Origin of the sequence: Pseudomonas sp. DTU12.3, assembly GCF_004124275.1 — a bacterium.
Lineage (GTDB): Bacteria > Pseudomonadota > Gammaproteobacteria > Pseudomonadales > Pseudomonadaceae > Aquipseudomonas > Aquipseudomonas helmanticensis.
Genome location: NZ_CP027218.1, coordinates 756,385 through 776,539 on the forward strand (window position 1 = coordinate 756,385; position 20,155 = coordinate 776,539).

A 20,155-nucleotide genomic window follows, 5' to 3' on the forward strand; every position below is an offset into this window, starting at 1 on the left:
CGGTCATACGACTAAAGTCTTGAGGCAGTGTGCGTATTTGTCGCAGAAGGGCTGGGGCGACGAAGTGCAGGAACCAGATCGGCAGATCACAGTCTTTAAAACTCGCAAGAATGGTCGCCCACCAGGAAAATCAAGGCTTTGCGCCGGTTTAACCCTGGCATCCGTGGTGACTTTTCTTTATCGTACGCGCCCTTTGAAAATGCCTGGAAGATCAAAATGTTGGAAGCATCCCTCAGCCAATTGGAACAGCTCGTCAGCGACCTGGTGCAACAGAACCAGAGCCTCGCGCAAACCAACCAGAATCTGTCCACGGAACTGGCCCAGGCCAAGGATGAGAACGAAAGCCTGCAACTGAACCTGATGGAACAAGAAGAAAAGCACGGCGCTACCGCAGCGCGCATCCAGGCTCTGGTTGATCGCGTCAACGCAGGTCCTGTCAGCGCATGAACCACGGCACAGCAGGGGTAAAAGTCGTCTCCATTCTTGGGGAGGACTATTCGATCAAGGCACCGGCCGGGGAAGAGCAGACCCTGCTGGACGCGGCGCTCATGCTCAAGGCCGCTTTGGCCGACACCAAACGCAAATACCCGACGCTGATCGGTGACCGCTTGCTGGTGCTGGCAGCGATGAATCTGTGCTCGCAGCAGATCGAAATGAAGAAACAGCACAAAGAAGAACTCGACCGTTACCAAGAGCAAGTCAGCGCCACGGTCGACACCATCGCCAAGACCATCAATCAGGGTTGATGGGGTTGCGCACAACCAAAGAATAGATTGTCGATCGGGTTGTATACAATCGGCACGGCTGTTGCATTGCTTCCGCCACTTATTCTTTGGGGGTGCTCCATGCAGTTGTGGCGACGCAGTATTCAATGGCAGCTGATTCTCAGCATGGGCACCGCCCTGCTGGTCAGTATCCTGATCGTGGTTGGCATTTATACCCTTGTGGTCAACCGCCTTGCCCAGAGCTATCTGGTCGAACAAGCACTGCCGTCGAGCATCGAAGCGACGCGCAACGATATCGAACGCATCCTCGTGCAGCCGCTGACGGCGGCCAAAGACATTGCCAGCAACACCATGGTCCGCGACTGGCTGGCCTCCGGTGAAGACAGCAGCAAAACGGCGGGCTTCGCGCAATATCTGGAAGGCATCCGCGCCGAACACAAGGCTTTTACCGCTTTGATCATCGGCACCGAATCCAATCATTACATCACCGAAAAAGGCCTCGATCGTACCCTCAGCCGGGCCAAACCGGCCGATGCCTGGTTCTATTCCTTTCTCGACAGCAATCAGCCGCGCACCCTGAACATCGACAACGACGGAGCCACCGGAGAATTGGCGCTGTTCATCGATTTGAAGGTCGAGCAGGCCGGCAAAGTGGTCGGCGTCGCGGGGCTTGGGCTGAGCATGAAAGAGCTCTCGGAGCTGATCCACAACTTCAGCTTTGGTGAGCGCGGCAAGGTCTATCTCGTGCGTTCCGACGGTTTGATCCAGGTGCATCCGGAGGCGCAGTTCAGTGGCAAGCGCACTTTAAGCGAGCAGATCGGCAGCAATGCTGCGCAGGCAGTCCTCGGTCAAAAAACTGCCGTCAGCAGCAACTTCCAGCGAGACGGCGAAGACTTCCTCGCCTTCAGTCTGCCTTTGCGCGATTTAGGCTGGACTTTGGTGGCCGAAGTGCCGCAGTCGCAAATCTACGCCGAGGCGCGCAAAGCCATGTGGATGAGCGGCGGCATCGGCCTGGCGGTGGCGCTGGTGTGCCTCGCCCTGGTGGTGTGGCTGGCGCAAGGTCTGGTGCGACCGATTCGTCAAGTAACAGCCGCACTGGTAGCAATCGGTAGCGGTGGGGGAGATTTGACCCACCGGTTAGATTCCAGTCGCGCCGATGAGTTGGGCGACCTTGCTCGCGGCTTCAACCGGTTTCTCGACAGCCAGCGCGGGATGATCGGCGAAGTGCTGACCACCAGCGAGCGCCTGCGCACTGCCGTGGGACAGGTGGCAAAAGTTGTCGAGAACACTGCAGAGCGCTCCGGCCGTCAGCAGGAAATGACTGACATGGTCGCGACTGCCGTTCACGAGATGGGCCTGACCGTGCAGGAAATTGCGCAGAACGCCGGCAACGCGGCGCTCGCCTCGCAAACCGCGCGCGATGAAGCGATGCAGGCGCGGGAAGTGGTCGGCGGTTCGATTCGGCATATTGAAAGCATGTCGGATGAGATTGGCCTGGCAGCGGGTGCGGTGGGTGAACTGGCGCACCAAGTAGCGTCGATCGACTCGGTGCTGGCAGTGATTCGCGGGGTGTCCGAACAGACCAATCTGCTGGCGCTCAACGCGGCGATCGAAGCCGCGCGTGCCGGCGACATGGGCCGCGGCTTTGCCGTCGTAGCCGATGAAGTGCGCACCTTGGCGCGCCGCACGCAGGCGTCGACCGACGAGATTCAGCAGATGATCGGCAGCCTCAAGCAAGGCGCGGAAAATGCCGTGTCGTCGATGCGCACCGGGCAAGCCGCAACCGGCACCGGGGTTGAGTCGAGTCAACGCACCGGGGCGTCGTTGACGGCGATTACCGGGCAGGTCGAACGCATCAGCGACATGAACCATCAGGTGGCGACGGCGACCGAGGAGCAGTCGGCGGTGACCGAAGAGATCAACCGTAACGTGCAGGGCATTTCCGATCTGGCGCGGGCGACGGCGGGGGAGGTGCGGGCGTGTCGTGAGGATTGTCAGATGTTGCAGAAGTTGGCGGATGATTTGGCGCGGCAAATGGGTGGGTTCAAGCTGAGCTGAGTTTTCTATCAGAAAAGCCCCTCACCCTAGCCCTCTCCCAGAGGGAGAGGGGACTGACCGTGGAGCATTCAGGAAGTACGCCGACCTGAAAATGCTGTGCCGAAACCATAATCGACGCGGTTTTTCAGGTCGATGTATAGCGCCAGACACCTCGGTCGGCCCCCTCTCCCTTCGGGAGAGGGCTGGGGTGAGGGCAGGGTGTCAGAACCACGCATCCTGCATCGCCAGGCACGTATCATCCCGCGCCTCCAGCAACGCCAGTTCATGGTGGCAACCTGGCACTTCCCACGTCAGAAAATACCGCGCCGCCTGCAACTTGCCCTTATAGAAGTCAGCATCCGCTGCATTCCCTTTGGCCAACCCTTCCTCTGCACGAATCGCCTGTTCCAGCCAGCGCCAGCCAATCACCGTGTGGCCGAACACCTTCAGGTACAGCGCTGAATTCGCCAAGCTGCTGTTGACCTTGCCCTGCGCCAGATCAGTCAACAAACCGATGGTCACCGTTTGCAGGCGCGCCACCAGTTTCTCCAGTGGCTCGCGCAATGCGCTCAGCGATTCGTAGGCTGTCGCGCGTTCAGCAGTGCTGGCGATAAGGCGAATGAGTTGCTTCAGCCCGGCACCACCGTTCTGCGCCAGCTTGCGCCCGAGCAAGTCCAGCGACTGGATGCCGTGGGTGCCTTCATGGATCGGGTTCAGACGGTTGTCGCGGTAATACTGCTCGACCGGATACTCACGGGTGTAACCGTGGCCGCCGAGAATCTGGATCGCCAGTTCGTTGGCCTTGAGGCAGAACTCCGACGGCCAGGATTTGACGATTGGCGTGAGCAAATCCAACAGTTCATGCGCCTGTTTACGCTCGGCTTCGGACTCAAGTGTGGTGGTGTCATCGAACAGGCGAGCGGCGTACAAGCCGAGGTCAAAGGCACCTTCGACGTAGGATTTCTGCGTCAACAGCATGCGTCGTACATCGGCGTGTTGAATGATCGCCACCGGCGCGGCGGTCGGGTCCTTGCTGTCCGGCACGCGACCTTGTGGGCGTTCGCGGGCGTACTCCAGCGAGTACAGATAACCGGCGTAGCCGAGCATCACTGCGCCCATGCCGACGCCGATCCGCGCCTCGTTCATCATCTGGAACATGTAACTTAAACCGCGATGTGGTTCGCCTACCAGATAGCCGACACACTCGCCGTTATCGCCGAAGTTCAGTGCGGTGGAGGTGGTGCCGCGCCAGCCCATCTTGTGGAACAACCCGGCCAGCAGCACGTCGTTGCGTTGGCCGAGGCTGCCGTCATCGTTGACCAGAAACTTCGGCACGATGAACAACGAAATGCCTCTAACGCCCGCAGGCGCGTCCGGCAGCTTGGCCAGGACCATGTGCACGATGTTTTCCGACAGCGGATGATCGCCGCCGGAAATGAAGATCTTGTTGCCCTTCAGGCGATAAGTGCCGTCGGATGCAGGCTCGGCGCGCGTACGAATATCCGACAGCGATGAGCCGGCATGCGGTTCGGTCAGGGCCATGGTGCCGAAGAAGCGGCCGTCGATCATCGGTTGCAGAAAGCGTTGTTTCTGCTCTTCAGTGCCGAAGCTCTCGATCAGATTCGCCGCGCCCATGGTCAGGAACGGGTAGGAAGTCGAAGCCGCGTTGGCTGACTGGAAATGTGCGAAGCAGGCTTGCGACAGCAATGTAGGAAGTTGCATGCCGCCAGCGTCGAAGCTTCTTGCGGCGTTGAGGAATCCGGCTTCAAGGAAGGCATCTACCGCCGGTTTCACCTCGGGAATCAGAATCGCCTTACCGTCCTCGTAGCGTGGCTCGTTCTCGTCGCCCTTGCGGTTGTGCGGCGCGAAGTACTTCTCGGCGATGTGGCGTGCGGTACCGATGGCGGCGTCGAAGGTCTCGCGATTGTGCTCGGCAAAGCGCTCACGCCGGGTCAGGCCCTCGGCATCGAGGACTTCATACAGCTCGAAAGCCAGATTGCGGGAACTGAGCAGCGTCTCGGACATGGCGACCTACCTGAAATTGGGGTTGGGCCGAGTCTAGGCGTGCTGATAAAGGCTGAACAGGATGATTGATGGGCGTGATACAGAAGCAAAAGATCGCAGCCTTCTGTAGGAGCTGCCGAAGGCTGCGATCTTTTGATCTTAAATGTGGGAGCGAGCCTGCTCGCGAAAGCGGTGGGTCAGGCGACATTGGTGTTGACTGACACTCCGTCTTCGCGAGCAGGCTCGCTCCCACATGGGGTCTACATTCCAGGCGACCGTTGCGGGCGCCTGGAGTTACAGCGGTTTAGCCGATAGTCATCAAGCTGGCATTACCACCCGCCGCCGCAGTGTTAACGCTCAACGCCCGCTCGATCACCAAGCGCTCCAGGGCAATGTTGGTCTCGCCCTGGGACAAGCCCTGAACCCCAACGATCGCGCCGCCACGCTTGGCAATCTGCTGGCAAACACCGCGCAACTGGTCGGAATGGCCGTGATGCAGAACCGCATCGAACACCACTTCGTCTTTATTCCAGTCGGCAACCAGTTTGATCCGCGCCTGAATGTCCTTCGGCAGGCGTGCGAACAATGCCTTGCTGATGTCGGACTCCGGCCATACCGCCGAGCCGCCTACCGCCAGCACCGCTGCCAGTTGCGTCAGCAGATCACTTTCAACCTCCGCCAGGCACAGCACGTGCTCGCGCGGCAGAATCGCGTAGCTGTTTTTCTCACCGGTCGGGCCGGCCAGTACGCGAGTGATGCCGCTCTGCGATTGCGCAGCGTACTGCGCGCACAGCGTGCTCAGTTCTGCGTACTTGTTGCTTTCGGCCCAGGCTTTCAGGGCGTTCAGCGGTTTGCTCATGGCGTCGCGCAAACGAACGTCCGGGGCGACGACAGCATCACCGCGAGCGAAGGATTGTTCGATGGCATCGGTAGGACGTGTCGCCAGCAAACGGTACAGGTACAGCGGGCCACCGGCTTTCGGGCCAGTACCCGACAGGCCTTCGCCGCCGAATGGCTGCACGCCGACCACGGCACCGACGATGTTGCGGTTGACGTAGACGTTACCGGCATTGACGTTGTCGATCACCTTGGCGATGGTCTCGTCGATACGGGTGTGCACGCCCAGCGTCAGGCCGTAACCGGAAGCATTGATCTGGCCGATCAGTTGATCGATCTCTTTGCGCTTGTAGCGCACCACGTGCAGCACCGGGCCGAAGATCTCGCGTTGCAGCTCGTCGAAGCTTTCCAGTTCGATCAGGGTCGGCATGACGAAGGTGCCGCGTTTGACTTCTTCGGTGTCGGCGATCGCCACCTGGTAGACGTTGCGACCTTTGTCGCGCATGCCCTGGATGTGCTTGTCGATGCCAGCCTTGGCTTCGGCGTCGATCACCGGGCCGATGTCCACGGACAGGCGCTCCGGGTTGCCGAGACGGCTTTCCGCCATGGCACCTTTGAGCATTTCGATGACACGATCGGCGGAATCTTCCTGCAAGCACAGTACCCGCAGCGCCGAGCAACGCTGACCGGCGCTGTCGAAAGCCGACGACACCACGTCGATCACAACTTGCTCGGTCAGTGCCGAGGAGTCGACGATCATTGCGTTCTGGCCACCGGTTTCGGCGATCAGTGGAATCGGACGGCCCTGGCTGTCGAGACGGCCAGCGATGTTGCGTTGCAGCAGACGCGCGACTTCGGTGGAACCGGTGAACATCACGCCTTTGACGCGCTCATCGCCAACCAGACCGGCGCCAACGGTTTCACCGCGACCCGGCAGCAGTTGCAGCACGCCTTCCGGGATCCCTGCTTCGAGCAGCAAGCGCACGGCTTGCGCGGCAACCAGCGGAGTTTGCTCTGCTGGTTTGGCCAATACCGGGTTACCGGCAGCCAATGCCGCAGCGACTTGGCCGCTGAAAATCGCCAGCGGGAAGTTCCACGGGCTGATGCATACGACTGGACCCAATGGACGGTGGGCGTCATTGCTGAAATCGTTGCGCGCCTGCACTGCGTAATAACGCAGGAAGTCGACTGCTTCACGGACTTCGGCGATGGCGTTGGCGAAAGTCTTGCCGGCTTCACGAGCCAACAGGCCCATCAGCGGCTGGATCTCGCCTTCCATCAAGTCAGCGGCACGTTCCAGAATCGCCGCGCGTTCGGCCGGCGGAGTGGCCTGCCAGATCGGTGCAGCGTTCAGCGCGCATTGAATGGCGTTGTCGACGTCTTCGACGGTGGCTTCCTGCACGTGACCAACCACATCACGGTGATCTGCCGGGTTCAGCACTGGCGCCGGAGTTTCGGTGCTGGACGCGCAACCGAGCATCGGCGCGGCTTTCCAGTCGGTGTGGGCAGTGGCGAGCAAGGCGCAGGACAGCGAAGCCAGGCGATGTTCGTTGGCCATGTCGATGCCGCTGGAGTTGGCGCGTTCGGCACCGTACAGATCACGCGGCAGCGGAATGCGCGGATGCGGCAAGCCGAAACCACCTTCCACGGTCGCCATCTGCTCGATCTGCGCTACCGGATCGGCCACCAATTCCTGAATCGAAATCGACTGATCGGCAATGCGGTTGACGAAAGAGGTGTTCGCGCCGTTCTCCAGCAAGCGACGAACCAGATACGCCAGCAGGGTTTCGTGAGTACCGACCGGTGCGTACACGCGGCACGGACGGTTCAGCTTGCCTTCGGAAACTTTGCCGACAACCTGCTCGTAGAGCGGTTCGCCCATGCCGTGCAGGCACTGGAATTCGTACTGGCCCGGGTAATAGTTCTGACCGGCAATGTGGTAAATGGCCGACAGGGTGTGGGCGTTGTGCGTGGCGAACTGCGGGTAGATGACTTCCGGCACCGACAGCAGTTTGCGTGCGCAAGCGATGTAGGAAACGTCGGTGTACACCTTGCGGGTATAGACCGGATAGCCTTCCAGGCCTTCGACCTGGGCGCGCTTGATTTCGCTGTCCCAGTACGCGCCTTTCACCAGACGGATCATCAGGCGATGACGGCTGCGGCGAGCCAGGTCGATCACGTAATCGATCACGTATGGGCAACGCTTCTGGTAAGCCTGGATGACGAAACCGATGCCGTTCCAGCCAGTCAGTTGCGGCTCGAAGCACAGGCGCTCCAGCAGATCCAGCGACAGTTCGAGACGGTCGGCTTCTTCGGCGTCGATGTTCAGGCCGATGTCGTATTGCTTGGCCAGCAGGGTCAGCGACAGCAGGCGCGGGTACAGCTCGTCCATCACGCGCTCGTACTGCGCACGGCTGTAACGCGGGTGCAGGGCCGAGAGCTTGATGGAAATGCCCGGGCCTTCATAAATCCCACGACCGTGGGAGGCTTTGCCGATCGAGTGAATGGCTTGTTCGTAAGACGCCAGGTATTTCTGCGCGTCGTGTTCGGTCAGCGCCGCTTCACCGAGCATGTCGTAGGAATAACGGAAGCCTTTGGCTTCGAACTTGCTCGCGTTGGCCAGTGCTTCGGCGATGGTTTCGCCGGTAACGAACTGCTCGCCCATCAGGCGCATGGCCATGTCGACGCCCTTGCGGATCATCGGCTCGCCGCTCTTGCCGATGATGCGGCTCAGCGACGAAGTCAGGCCGGCTTCGTTGTGCGTCGAGACCAGTTTGCCGGTCAGCAGCAGGCCCCAAGTAGCAGCGTTGACGAACAGCGATGGGCTGTTGCCCAAGTGCGGATGCCAGTTGCCGGTGCTGATCTTGTCGCGGATCAGTGCATCGCGAGTGCCCTTGTCCGGGATACGCAACAGCGCTTCGGCCAGGCACATCAGCGCCACGCCTTCCTGAGACGACAGGGAAAATTCCTGCAGCAGACCCTGAACAATGCCTGCACGACCGCCGGCACTTTTCTGGTTACGCAGTTTTTCCGCGATGGAGGCAGCAAGTTTGTTAGTGGCTTCGGCCATCGCTACCGGCAGGCGAGCCTGCTCGATCAGCATCGGCACGACTTCCGGCTCCGGGCGACGGTAAGCGGCGGTGATCGAGGCGCGCAGAACGGACTGCGGCAGGATGCTTTCGGCGAATTCGAGGAAGCACTGGTGGGCGTGATCGGTGTGGACTTCGCCCGCCTCATCGGCGTCCTTGGCGGTCAAACCGTTCAGCTCGGTCAGGGTTGCACCACCCTCGAGTTTTTCCAGGTAATTGAAAATTGCCTGCTTGATCAGCCAGTGCGGTGTGCGATCAATCGAGGTCGCGGCAGCCTTCAGGCGCTCGCGGGTGGGGTCATCGAGTTTGACCCCAAGGGTGGTGGTAGCCATATTTTTATCCTCATGGTTGCCACAGTTGCGTGGCATCAGCTGGCGGCAAGATTAGCCGTGCGCTGAAAGAGGTGCAACCGGGTGCAACCCTTTTTTTGTCGGAATAATAGGCAGCTCGTCAGGAATTATTTTCTGGTACGAAAGTGCTGCTCCTGCTTGGTGCTTTTGCTTCTAGCAAAGGGCCATGACTGCCACAAAAGGGAGCAAAAACGGGGTAATTGTCGATAAATCCGACTAGGTGCAACTAATTCTCACGAAACTGGTTGCACCTTATTTGCTTTGTTGCATAGCATTCGCGCCCTAGGTGCAACCGGGAATAACCCGGTGTACCGGCTGATGGCTTTCCTGGGGAAACATCAGTCCTAAATGCGCGGGATCCCGGATCGTCTGCCAAACGTCGTCGTTTGCGTGCGGTTCACCACCGCCGCTACATAAAAACAAAGCCAGGGCGTAACTCAATGAGCGTAAGCAATCCAACCCTGATCACGTTCGTGATCTACATCGCAGCAATGGTGCTGATCGGCTTGATGGCCTATCGCTCCACCAACAACCTTTCTGACTATATTCTCGGCGGTCGCAGCCTCGGCAGCGTCGTCACCGCGCTGTCTGCCGGTGCCTCCGACATGAGCGGCTGGTTGCTGATGGGCCTGCCGGGCGCCATCTACATGTCCGGTCTGTCCGAAAGCTGGATTGCCATCGGTCTGATCATCGGTGCCTACCTGAACTGGCTGTTCGTTGCCGGCCGTCTGCGTGTGCAGACCGAGCACAACGGCGATGCCCTGACCCTGCCGGACTACTTCGCCAGCCGTTTTGAAGACAACAGCGGTCTGCTGCGGATCATCTCGGCGATCGTGATTCTGGTGTTCTTCACCATTTACTGCGCTTCCGGCATCGTGGCAGGTGCCCGTCTGTTCGAAAGCACCTTCGGCATGTCCTACGAGACGGCGCTGTGGGCCGGTGCTGCGGCGACGATTGCCTACACCTTTATCGGTGGTTTCCTGGCAGTGAGCTGGACCGACACCGTACAAGCCACGCTGATGATCTTCGCGCTGATCCTGACGCCGATCATCGTCCTGCTGGCCACCGGTGGTGTCGATACTACGTTCCTGGCGATCGAAGCACAGGACCCAAGCAACTTCGACATGCTTAAAGGCACCACCTTCATCGGCATCATCTCGCTGATGGGCTGGGGTTTGGGCTACTTCGGTCAACCGCACATCCTCGCGCGTTTCATGGCGGCGGACTCGGTGAAATCGATCGCCAAGGCGCGTCGTATTTCCATGACCTGGATGATCCTGTGCCTGGGCGGCACCGTGGCGGTGGGCTTCTTCGGTATCGCCTACTTCTCGGCACACCCGGAACTGGCCGGCCCTGTCACCGAGAACCACGAGCGTGTGTTCATCGAACTGGCGAAAATCCTCTTCAATCCATGGATTGCCGGTGTGCTGCTGTCGGCCATTCTGGCTGCTGTGATGAGCACCCTGAGCTGCCAGTTGCTGGTGTGCTCGAGCGCCCTGACCGAAGACTTCTACAAAGCATTCCTGCGTAAATCCGCTTCCCAGGTTGAACTGGTGTGGGTTGGCCGTGCGATGGTTCTGCTGGTTGCCCTGATTGCTATCGGTCTGGCCGCCAACCCGGAAAACCGCGTGCTGGGCCTGGTGTCCTACGCTTGGGCCGGTTTCGGTGCCGCGTTCGGTCCGGTGGTACTGATCTCGGTGATCTGGAAAGACATGACCCGCAATGGCGCACTGGCCGGTATCCTGGTCGGCGCGATCACTGTTGTGGTCTGGAAGCATTTCGAACTGCTGGGGCTGTACGAAATCATTCCGGGCTTCATCTTCGCCAGCCTGGCCATCTTCATCGTCAGCAAGCTCGGTTCGCCGACTGCTGGCATGGTGCAGCGCTTCGACGCAGCGGAAAAAGATTTCAACTTGAACAAGTAATGCACTGAGCTTCGGCTCACAAAGAAACGGCCCGTTTCCTACAGGAGACGGGCCGTTTTTTATTGCCTGTGATTTCTCGAACATTGTGGAGATCCAATGTGGGAGCGGGCTTGCTCGCGAAGGCGGTTTCTCATTCAGCAATGATTCAAGCTGACTTACCGCTTTCGCGAGCGAGCCCGCTCCCACATTTGGTTCGTCGATGGTTTGAGGGATTTGTCTGTAGTCGGATGCGCCAATTTTCAGAGGCTTTTTCGACAATAGAAGTAGGGCAAATCTGATTTTCCCGTCACCCACCCATCCCCCCTTGGCCCTCATGCAGAATCGCCCGCCCTTCATTCTGCAAAGAGACATCGGATGTTCGCGCCTGCCAATCAACCGCGTTTCACGTTGACCTTCGAAGGCGCCCAGCATGACCTCAAGGTCCTTGAGTTCACGGGCAAGGAAGCCATCAGCCAGCCGTTTCGTTTCGAGCTTGAACTGGTCAGTGAGCGGCCCGATCTGGATCTCGAAAGCCTGCTGCACTGTCAGGCGTTTCTGAGTTTTGATGCTCAGGGTTCTGGCGTTCACGGTCAGATTTATCAGGTCGGGCAGGGTGATTCCGGGAAACGCCTGACGCGTTATCACCTTAGTCTTGTCCCGCGTCTGACGTATCTCGCGCACCGCATCAATCAGCGGATTTTCCAGCATCAGAGCGTGCCGCAAATTGTTGCGCAGGTGCTTAAAGATCACGCGATCCTCCGTGATGCTTTCGAGTTTCGGTTAGGCAGTGAATACCCGGTGCGCGAGTATTGCGTGCAGTACGCCGAAAGCGACTTGGCGTTCATTCAACGCCTGTGTGCCGAGGTCGGTATTCATTACCACTTTCAGCACAGCCCCGCCGGACATCTGTTGGTGTTCGGCGACGATCAAACCGTGTTCCCGCGATTGGTCGAGCCAACGCTTTATCTGCCCGGTAGCGGCATGTCTGCCGGGGCGCCGGCGATCAAGCGCTTCAATGTGCGTGTGGAAACCCGTTCCAGCGTGGTTACCCGGCGTGACTACAACTTTGAAAAGCCGCGCCTGCAACTGGAGAGTCGCATTGACGGCGAGCAACGCCCGGTGCTCGAGGACTATCACTTCCCCGGTCAATTCAATGATCGTGAAACCGGCAAACACCTCGCCCAGCGTGCACTTGAGCGACATGTCGCCGATTACCGTCAGGCCGAGGGCATCAGCGATGAATCCGCACTGGTTTGCGGGCATTTCCTGCAACTGATCGACCATCCGCGTAACGACTGGAACGACCTGTGGCTGCTGACCGCCGTCGAACACCATGGCCGACAGCCGCAAGTGCTGGAGGAATCGGTGACCAGCGATGGGGAAGAATTCCAGGGTTACCGTAATACCTTTCTCGCCACGCCGTGGGCAGTGTTCTTTCGCCCGCCGCTGGGGCCGGACAAGCCGCGAATGCTCGGTTACCAACCGGCCGTTGTCACCGGCCCGAAAGACACCGAAATCCACTGCGACGAGTACGGCCGGGTCAAAGTGCAATTGGCCTGGGATCGTGATGGCGAGTTGAACGAGCATTCCAGTTGCTGGCTGCGCGTTGCCACCGGCTGGGCCCATGATCGTTACGGCAGTGTGTTGATTCCACGGATCGGCATGGAAGTGTTGGTCGGCTTCATTGACGCTGACGCCGACAAACCCTTGGTAATGGGCTGCCTGCCCAACGCTGCGACGCCGATCCCGCTGGATCTGCCGGCAGACAAGACCCGCAGCATCTTTCGCAGCCAAAGCAGCCCCGGCGGTGGCGGCTACAACGAGCTGCGCATCGAGGATAAAAAGGGCGCCGAGGAAATCTACCTGCGCGCCCAGCGCAACTGGACGCAGCACGTGTTGAACGATCAGCAAGTGCAGGTTGATAACCAGCGCAGCATTGTCGTCACCGGCACCGCGCGGCATGAATTGAAGGCTGATGAACAGCGCATCACCCACGGTCAGCGGCAGGCCGAGGTGAAGCAGGACGATCATCTGACAGTGAGCGGCGACCGGCATATTCGTGTCAGCAGTCAGTCGCTAAGCGCCAGTGCTCAGTTCCACGTCAGCGCGGGTCAGCAAGTGGTCATCGATGGTGGCGCGAGCGCAACGATTCAGGCCGGTGGGCAGTGGATCAACATCGGCCCGGGCGGGATTTTCAGCAGTGTGCCAATTGTCGTCGGCGGCGCGCCGATGGCGGCGATCAGTGCAGCACCGGTTGTGCCGGGGTTGCCGGAGAAGCTGGTCGCTGCACCTGCGGCCATGCTCACCGCCGCACAAATCATGAGTTTCAAAGGCGACGCGCCGTTCTGCGAAGAGTGTGAGCGGTGCAAGGATGGTGTCTGTGCAGCCTGATGTTCTCGACCCCCGCGTGTGGCTGGCGCAGGAACCGCTGAAACCGACAGAGCAACTGTTCGCGATCTTCAGTCATGCCAGTGACGCCAATCCTCCGCTGGTTTCGCCGAACCCGATCTGGGCGGGCACGATCTACGCCGAGTGGGATGCGGTGATGCCCTTCGTGGGAGTTGTCGCTGCCGACAGTGAGTTTCTCGATTGGGTAGCGACCACCGAGTCGCGGGACTGGGGCTGGTTGGCGGTGTCCTCAGCAACGCTTGAAGAGGTAGTGGCGCACTTTCGCAGCCTGACCCAAGTGCTGATGCCGGGCGGCAAAACAGTGTTTTTCCGGTTCTGGGACGGGCGGTTTCTATTTCCGATCCTGCAGGCTGATGAGGTGGACACGGCGCAGATGTTACCGGTGATCGGGCGTGGATTGATCAATGGTCAGCCGCTGGAAATCGCTGGCAGAGCACAAGTTTCAGCGCGGTCATTTCCGTGGTGGCAGATTCCGCCATCGGTGTTGACGGAGCAGGGCGATGAGGTTCGGACGGCCAATGCGTTGCAGTGGTTGAGCGAAGAGCATCCGGCTCTCTTCGAAACCGTTCCCGAGGCGGTTTTGCGCTGCAAGGTCAGGCAGTTTTTTCAGGATTCAATGTCGGAAGAATCGTCGCAATCGGCATTGTTGGCGTTTTTGCTGGCAGAGTCGGAGTGATATTTCCGGGCGAGCGCTTGGGAGTTTTCCTTCGAGTTGCGGCGGTTTTCATGAACTGGTGGGCGGTGGGTTGCAGGGATAGTCTTTTCGTTGTCACTGCGAGAGTGGTGACGGGTGTAGGAACCCTGGCAAATTCACCGCGCATCAGCGTCGACGTTTGATTACGGCACTTAAGTGCGTGCCCGTAATATCTTTCGCGGCGGCTGTGCGCGGGAACGCTTCGGCGTAGCTGAGTTTGGTGGGTTTCTCAGTTTCCTACTCTCGCGTACGGCTGCCACCAAACCTGTAGGAAGGTCATTGGCAGGCTCATTTAACCTATTGAGGTGCAACTTATATGGCCAGGCTTAAACCCGATCCATCCTACGAAAAAATCATCCCCCATCCCGACAACCGCTTCATGGCCCTGACCGGCAATTGCAGCGACATGCCCACTCTGTTCATCGACACCCACGTTCCCCTCGACATCCTCATGGACGCCGCCAATCACCGCATCCGCACCGTGGTTCAGGTCCTGGAAAACATGTGCATGCGCGGCTCGGTCGAGTGCGACTCGATCATCCTCAGCGACTTCGCCATGCTCTGCGCCATCCCGCTGCGCGATGGCTGTGATGTGCTGGATGTTATTGGGCGCAGGTTGGGCGGCATGCCGTCCTGACGGCTCAAGATCAAAAGATCGCAGCCTTCGGCAGCTCCTACATGAATCGCCGTGTAGGAGCTGCCGAAGGCTGCGATCTTTTGACTTTAAAAAAGGCTCAATCAACAACGATGTAAGCATCTTGGGCCCGAATAAAACGGTCGAACGCCTCTGAGTTGTAAACCTGCAGACAAGCATGGAAGACCATTTTTTCATCCGAGTATTTGCTGCCGGCGGAGGTCTGGGCATACGCCGCTGACATATGGTTCCTCGTCTCGTTATAGGGATCGTGCAGCACCTGCAGCGTGTCTTCATTTTGCAGAACGGTGTGCATGCCTTTGCCCATGAACGAGTAGGCAACTGCGGCCAATGCGATGTCTTTTCTCAGGGCGGATTGCTCATTGAATGGCGCCAGGAGGCATTGGCTCAAGCCGTAATTTTTGAGGGTTTGCCGGGCTTGATCGGTGTGGTTTGCGTCGGCAAGTGCTATGTATGGGCCTAATGCGCCGAGTAGGAAGATGAATGGGTGTCGCATGAGATTTTGACTTCCTGTCGGTCGTGGTTAGCCAGTGTAACTGCATGACAGCGAAGCCCCTCACCCTAACCCTCTCCCGGAGGGAGAGGGGAGTGACCGAGTCGGCTGGGTGAGGTACGCCGACTTGCGACTTCTGCAGCGTACTTTGCCCGGCCACGCTTGAGATCGCGGTGGTCTTTCAGGTCGACGTAAGCCGCGAGATCACCACAATCAGTCCCCTCTACCTCTGGGAGAGGGCTAGGGTGAGGGCAGGCTTTTGCCCGCTCAGCCGCCAACCCCTGACTTGCCGCCCGGTAAAAGGTAAACTTCGCGCCCTTCGCAGGAGCAGCCATGAATTATCGTCACGCCTTCCATGCCGGCAATCACGCCGATGTGTTCAAACACCTGACCTTGACCCGCCTCATCGCCCTGATGTCGCGCAAGGAGCAGCCGTTTGCTTATCTCGACAGCCACGCCGGCATCGGTCTGTATGACTTGCAGGGCGATCAGGCGAATCGTACCGGTGAGTACCTGGAAGGCATCGCGCGCTTGTGGGATCAGCCGGATCTGCCGGCGTTGACCGCTGACTACATGAAAGTGCTGCACGAGATGAACCCGGATGGCCAGTTGCGCTATTACCCGGGTTCGCCGGAGCTGGCACGGCGCCTGACGCGTCCGCAGGATCGGGTGATGCTCAATGAGAAGCACCCGGAAGACGGCGTGCTGCTCAAGGACAACATGGCCGGTGATCGTCGGGTCAAGGTTCATCTCGGCGAAGGCTGGCATGTCGCGCGAGCGATGTTGCCGGTGCAGGAGAAGCGTGCGGTGATGCTGATCGATCCGCCGTTCGAGCAGCTCGATGAAATGCAGCGTTGCGCGGCGTCGTTGAAAGAGGCGATCGGCCGGATGCGCCAAACGGTGGCGGCGATCTGGTATCCGGTGAAGGATCAGCGTGCGTTGCGTCGCTTCTATCAGGATCTTGCTGGCTCGGGTGCGCCGAAGTTGTTGCGCGTCGAGCTGCTGGTGCATCCGCTGGATACGCCGAACAGTCTGAACGGTTCGGGCATGGCGATTGCCAATCCGCCGTGGGGGCTGGAGGAGGAACTGCGTGAGTTGCTGCCCTGGTTGTCGAAGAAGCTGGGGCAGACCCAGGGCGGCTGGCAGATGGACTGGTTGATTGCCGAGAGCTGATTAACGGCAAGATCAAAAGATCGCAGCCTGCGGCAGCTCCTACACGATTCGGTATCGCCCACAAATGTGCGGACGATCACTGATCTCCTGTAGGAGCTGCCGAAGGCTGCGATCTTTTGCTTTGAGGATTTAATTGCCTGCCAGGCTCGGTGGCATGCACACGCCGGTGCCGCCAATCCCGCAGTAGCCTTCAGGATTTTTCGCCAGATACTGCTGGTGATACGTCTCGGCGAAGTACACGGTCGGCGCCTGTTCGATCTCGGTGCTGATTTCACCCAGACCTGCTTTCGACAACTCGGCCTGATAGGTCGCCTTGCTCTTCAGCGCCGCATCCAGATGCGCAGGCGAAGTCGCATAGATCACCGAGCGGTACTGCGTGCCGATGTCATTGCCCTGACGCATGCCCTGCGTCGGGTTGTGCAGTTCCCAGAACATCGCCAGCAGTTCTTCGTAGCTGACTTTATCCTTGTCATACACCACCAGCACCACTTCGGCGTGGCCGGTCAGGCCCGAGCAGACTTCTTCGTAGGTCGGGTTCGGCGTGAAGCCGCCGGCGTAACCGACGACCGTGCTGACTACGCCTTCACGCTGCCAGAAGCGGCGCTCGGCACCCCAGAAGCAACCGAGACCGAAAATCGCAAAGTCGACGTCCTGGAAAAACGGGCCAAGCAATGGAGTTTCGTCGAAGACGAAGTGCTTTTCAGGCAGGGTCATCGCGGTTTCGCGGCCGGGCAGAGCTTGTTCTTTAGTCGGGAGCACGTTTTTGTTCACCAGAATTTCCGAGCGCAGAACCATGATCGTTCCTCTCAGTCAGGATGGGATGTAAAAAGTCAGACCGCCAGTGTGCCCAATGATGCCGAGTTAATCACTACCCAATGTAGGAGCTGCCGCAGGCTGCGATCTTTTGATCTTGTCTTTTAAAAACAGGATCAAAAGATCGCAGCCTGCGGCAGCTCCTACAAGGGATCGGCGGGGATTAGAGGCAGAGCGGGCCGCGCGGGTAGCGTTTCAGTGCCTGGATCAGTTCGGCGCCGGGGATTGGCCGGTCGAACAGGTAGCCCTGGCCGACGTCGCAACGGTGCCGGCGCAGGAACGCCAATTGCTCGGCGGTCTCGATGCCTTCGGCCACAACTTTGAGCTTGAGGTTGTGCGCCATGGCGATCACCGCAGAGGTGATTTCCATGTCGTCCTGGTTGTCGGGGATTTCGTGGATGAAGCTGCGATCGATCTTGATGATGTCGATCGGGAATTTTTTCAGATAGCTCAGCGACGAGTAGCCAGTGCCAAAGTCGTCCATGGCCAGGGTCAGGCCCAGACGCTTGAGCTGATCAAGCTGCAAATGCGTGTCTTCGGTGGCTTCCAGCAACAGGCCTTCGGTCAGCTCAAGTTCGAGCAGATTGGCCGGCAGCGCTTCTTCCTTGAGGATGTTGGCGATGGAGGCGACCAGATCCGGGTCGGAGAACTGTTTCGGCGACAGGTTGATCGCCACTTGCAGATTGCCCATGCCGGCAGCGGTCAGCGCTTTGCTCATGCGGCAGGCCTGACGGGCGATCCATTTGCCGATCGGAATGATCAGGCCGGTCTCTTCGGCGACGCTGATGAACTGGTCCGGGCGAATCATCCCGCGCTCCGGGTGATTCCAGCGCAACAGCGCTTCCATGCCCAGCAGACGACCGCTGCGCAGGCACAGCTTGGGCTGATAGAACACGTCCAGCTCGTTCTGGGTCAGCGCGCGGCGCAGGTTGTTCTCGACGAACAGTTTGTAACTGGCCTCGGCGTTCAGCGCTTCGGTGAAGACTTGCACCTGATGTTTGCCGTTGGCCTTGGCTTTGTGCAGCGCCAAGCCGGCGTTACGCATCAGCGTTTGCGGGTCGCGCCCGTGCAGCGGCGCGCAAGCCAGGCCCACGGAGCCGGTGACGCTGATCAACTGGTTGTCGACGAACATCGGCTTATCGAGGGTCATCAGCAACTGGCTGGCGATCTGTTGCCCGGCCTCAAGGTCGGTGTTGTCGAGCAGCACGGCGAATTCGTTACTGGCGAAACGCGCAAGGCTGCCGCTCGGGCTGAGGCTGTTGCGCAGGCGCCGGGCCAGGCTGATCAGCAGTTTGTCGCCGGTCTGATGGCCGAGGCTGTCGTTGATCCGCTTGAAGTTGTCGATGTCCACCAGCAACAGGCTGATCGGGGTATCGCTATCCCGGGCGAAGCGTTCGTCAAGGTTACGGATGAACGCCGGGCGGTTGCCGAGGTTGGTCAGGTTGTCGGTGTAGGCGAGGCGCTCGATGCGCTGCTGCGCCAGTTTGGTCTGGGTGATGTCTTCGTAGATGCCGATGTAGTGGGTCAGCTCACGGTTGTCGCCGTAGACCTTGGAAATCGACAACTGGCCCCAGTACGGTTCGAGGTTCTTGCGCCGGCTCTTGAATTCGCCCTGCCAACTGTTGCTCTTGGCCAGCGCGGAAGGTGCGTCGAACAGCAGCTCGCTGAGGTTCTCCAGCGCCGGCAGCTCGGACAGGCGCTGGCCATGGACTTCTTCGGTGGTGTACTGGGTGATCGCGGTGAAGCTCGGGTTAACGTATTCGACCACACCGTCGCAATTGACCAGCAGAAACGCGTTGGCGCTTTGCTCGACCGCACGCTGGAACAGGTGCAGGGCGCTGGTGGCGGTGCGCCGGTTGTGATTGTTGATGACTTGCGCGAACTGGTCGGCCAGCTCACCGGCAAAGGCGATTTCATCGGACTGCCAGGCGCGGGTCACGCCGGTCTGCTCCAGGCACAACACGCCGACGACCTGGCCATCGACACGAATGCTCGCATCGAGCATCGCGTTGACGTCGCGCGGGCGCAGCGCCTCGGCCATGTCGCGGGTGCGCGGGTCGCGCATCGCGTTGTGCGCGTCGATCGCACGGCTGCTGTGCAACGCTTCCATGTAGTCAGGGAAGGTGCTGATGTCGATTTCGTCGGGCAGGATGTATTCCTGCGTCGCGCGGTGATACGCGGAGATCGGCACCAGTTGCTGGCCTTCGAGGTTCCACAGGCTGGCGCAGTCGATTTCATAGATATCGCAGGCGCAGCGAGTGATCAGTTCGGCGGCTTCCTGCAACGAATTGTGCGTGCTGTAGCGCTGACGGGCGAGTAACAGAATCAGATCCTGCTGGGCGCGCACGCGTTCGAGGTGTTGCAGTTGTTCCTGCTGGGCGCGCTGGTTGAGTTCCAGGGCTATTTGCAGGCGCGAGTTCTGGGTTTCCAGATCGACCGAAGGCGGTAGCGGCGCATCGTCAAATACGTCATCGACTGCCAGCAGATAGCCGCGCAGCAGGTGACGATTGTGTTGTTTGTAGGCTTCGCCCAGTTCGAGGATGCTCAGCGCACCGGCCGCAGTGTGCAGGGTATAGCGCACCAGATAATGCGGGCTGGCGGTCAGTTGTTGCTGGATCGCGTCATGCAGTTGATAACGCGCTTCCGGCTCCATCAGACTGGCGTAGGGTGAACCGACCAGAGCGCACAGCTCGACAGCCGGTTGACCGAATTGGCGTTCGCAGTTGGGATCGAGGAACAACATCGCCCAACTGGCTTCATTCAAGCGCTCGAAACGCAGCATGCCGAGCCGCGAGGGCACAGGCAACTGCGTCACTACCTCGGCCGCCATACGGCTGGCGGCATCGGGTTGGCTCTTCATGAAGGGAACTCGCTTGAAAATATGCTGAACGCGGGGGCTCTCGCCCTCTTTAACGTTGCCTGCGGCAAGGTTGCATCATTGCGGCACTGACTGACAAGAGAGATGAAGGCCA

13 protein-coding genes are annotated in these 20,155 nt (G+C 59.5%); 8 read left to right on the forward strand and 5 right to left on the reverse strand.

Annotation, left to right across the window (positions count from 1 at the left end; genetic code table 11):
- Positions 1–216: 216 nt before the first annotated feature.
- The 3 genes from C2E19_RS03395 (at position 217) to C2E19_RS03405 (ending at position 2,783) form a co-directional block, all read left to right on the forward strand.
- On the forward strand, positions 217–447 hold the full coding sequence (locus C2E19_RS03395) for a hypothetical protein (RefSeq protein WP_129388091.1): 231 nt from the start codon (positions 217–219) through the stop codon (positions 445–447).
- Positions 444–746, forward strand: coding sequence for a cell division protein ZapA (locus C2E19_RS03400; RefSeq protein WP_129388094.1), 303 nt, complete (start codon positions 444–446; stop codon positions 744–746). The genes C2E19_RS03395 and C2E19_RS03400 overlap by 4 nt, the downstream gene beginning before the upstream one ends.
- Before the next feature lie 99 nt (positions 747–845).
- Complete coding sequence (locus tag C2E19_RS03405; RefSeq protein ID WP_129388097.1) at positions 846–2,783, forward strand: methyl-accepting chemotaxis protein; 1,938 nt, start codon at positions 846–848, stop codon at positions 2,781–2,783.
- Between the two features lie 201 nt (positions 2,784–2,984).
- Here C2E19_RS03405 and C2E19_RS03410 read toward each other — a convergent pair whose 3' ends face one another.
- Positions 2,985–4,787, reverse strand: a complete 1,803-nt coding sequence (locus tag C2E19_RS03410) for an acyl-CoA dehydrogenase (protein WP_129388100.1) — start codon at positions 4,785–4,787, stop codon at positions 2,985–2,987.
- A gap of 283 nt (positions 4,788–5,070) precedes the next feature.
- Positions 5,071–9,024: a trifunctional transcriptional regulator/proline dehydrogenase/L-glutamate gamma-semialdehyde dehydrogenase gene (gene putA / locus C2E19_RS03415; protein WP_129388103.1), complete on the reverse strand. Its 3,954-nt coding sequence runs from the start codon at positions 9,022–9,024 to the stop codon at positions 5,071–5,073.
- Between the two features lie 458 nt (positions 9,025–9,482).
- Here putA and putP point away from each other — a divergent pair, with 458 nt between their 5' ends.
- From putP to C2E19_RS03440, 4 genes are all read left to right on the forward strand, one after another.
- Positions 9,483–10,967 (forward strand): sodium/proline symporter PutP, encoded by a 1,485-nt coding sequence (putP, locus tag C2E19_RS03420; protein ID WP_129388105.1) that lies wholly within the window; start codon positions 9,483–9,485, stop codon positions 10,965–10,967.
- 354 nt (positions 10,968–11,321) lie between these two features.
- A complete protein-coding gene (locus C2E19_RS03430) occupies positions 11,322–13,337 on the forward strand; it encodes a type VI secretion system tip protein VgrG (protein WP_129388110.1) in 2,016 nt (671 codons plus the stop codon).
- Entirely contained in the window at positions 13,327–14,031 is a 705-nt protein-coding gene (locus C2E19_RS03435) for a DUF4123 domain-containing protein (protein WP_129388112.1), read from the forward strand. The genes C2E19_RS03430 and C2E19_RS03435 overlap by 11 nt, the downstream gene beginning before the upstream one ends.
- A gap of 334 nt (positions 14,032–14,365) precedes the next feature.
- Positions 14,366–14,686: a hypothetical protein gene (locus tag C2E19_RS03440; RefSeq protein WP_129388114.1), complete on the forward strand. Its 321-nt coding sequence runs from the start codon at positions 14,366–14,368 to the stop codon at positions 14,684–14,686.
- Between the two features lie 97 nt (positions 14,687–14,783).
- Here the strand turns inward: C2E19_RS03440 and C2E19_RS03445 are convergent, their stop codons facing one another.
- A complete protein-coding gene (locus C2E19_RS03445) occupies positions 14,784–15,200 on the reverse strand; it encodes a hypothetical protein (RefSeq protein ID WP_129388116.1) in 417 nt (138 codons plus the stop codon).
- A gap of 330 nt (positions 15,201–15,530) precedes the next feature.
- On the opposite strand from C2E19_RS03445, the gene C2E19_RS03450 reads away from it, so the two are divergent.
- Complete coding sequence (locus C2E19_RS03450) at positions 15,531–16,370, forward strand: 23S rRNA (adenine(2030)-N(6))-methyltransferase RlmJ (protein WP_053116708.1); 840 nt, start codon at positions 15,531–15,533, stop codon at positions 16,368–16,370.
- Positions 16,371–16,499: 129 nt separating this feature from the next.
- Here the strand turns inward: C2E19_RS03450 and msrA are convergent, their stop codons facing one another.
- Positions 16,500–17,165 carry a peptide-methionine (S)-S-oxide reductase MsrA gene (msrA, locus tag C2E19_RS03455; protein WP_129388117.1) on the reverse strand — a complete coding sequence of 222 codons (666 nt, stop codon included), beginning with the start codon at positions 17,163–17,165 and terminating at the stop codon, positions 16,500–16,502.
- A 181-nt stretch (positions 17,166–17,346) separates the two neighbouring features.
- On the reverse strand, positions 17,347–20,043 hold the full coding sequence (locus tag C2E19_RS03465) for a bifunctional diguanylate cyclase/phosphodiesterase (protein WP_129388120.1): 2,697 nt from the start codon (positions 20,041–20,043) through the stop codon (positions 17,347–17,349).
- Positions 20,044–20,155 lie beyond the last annotated feature (112 nt).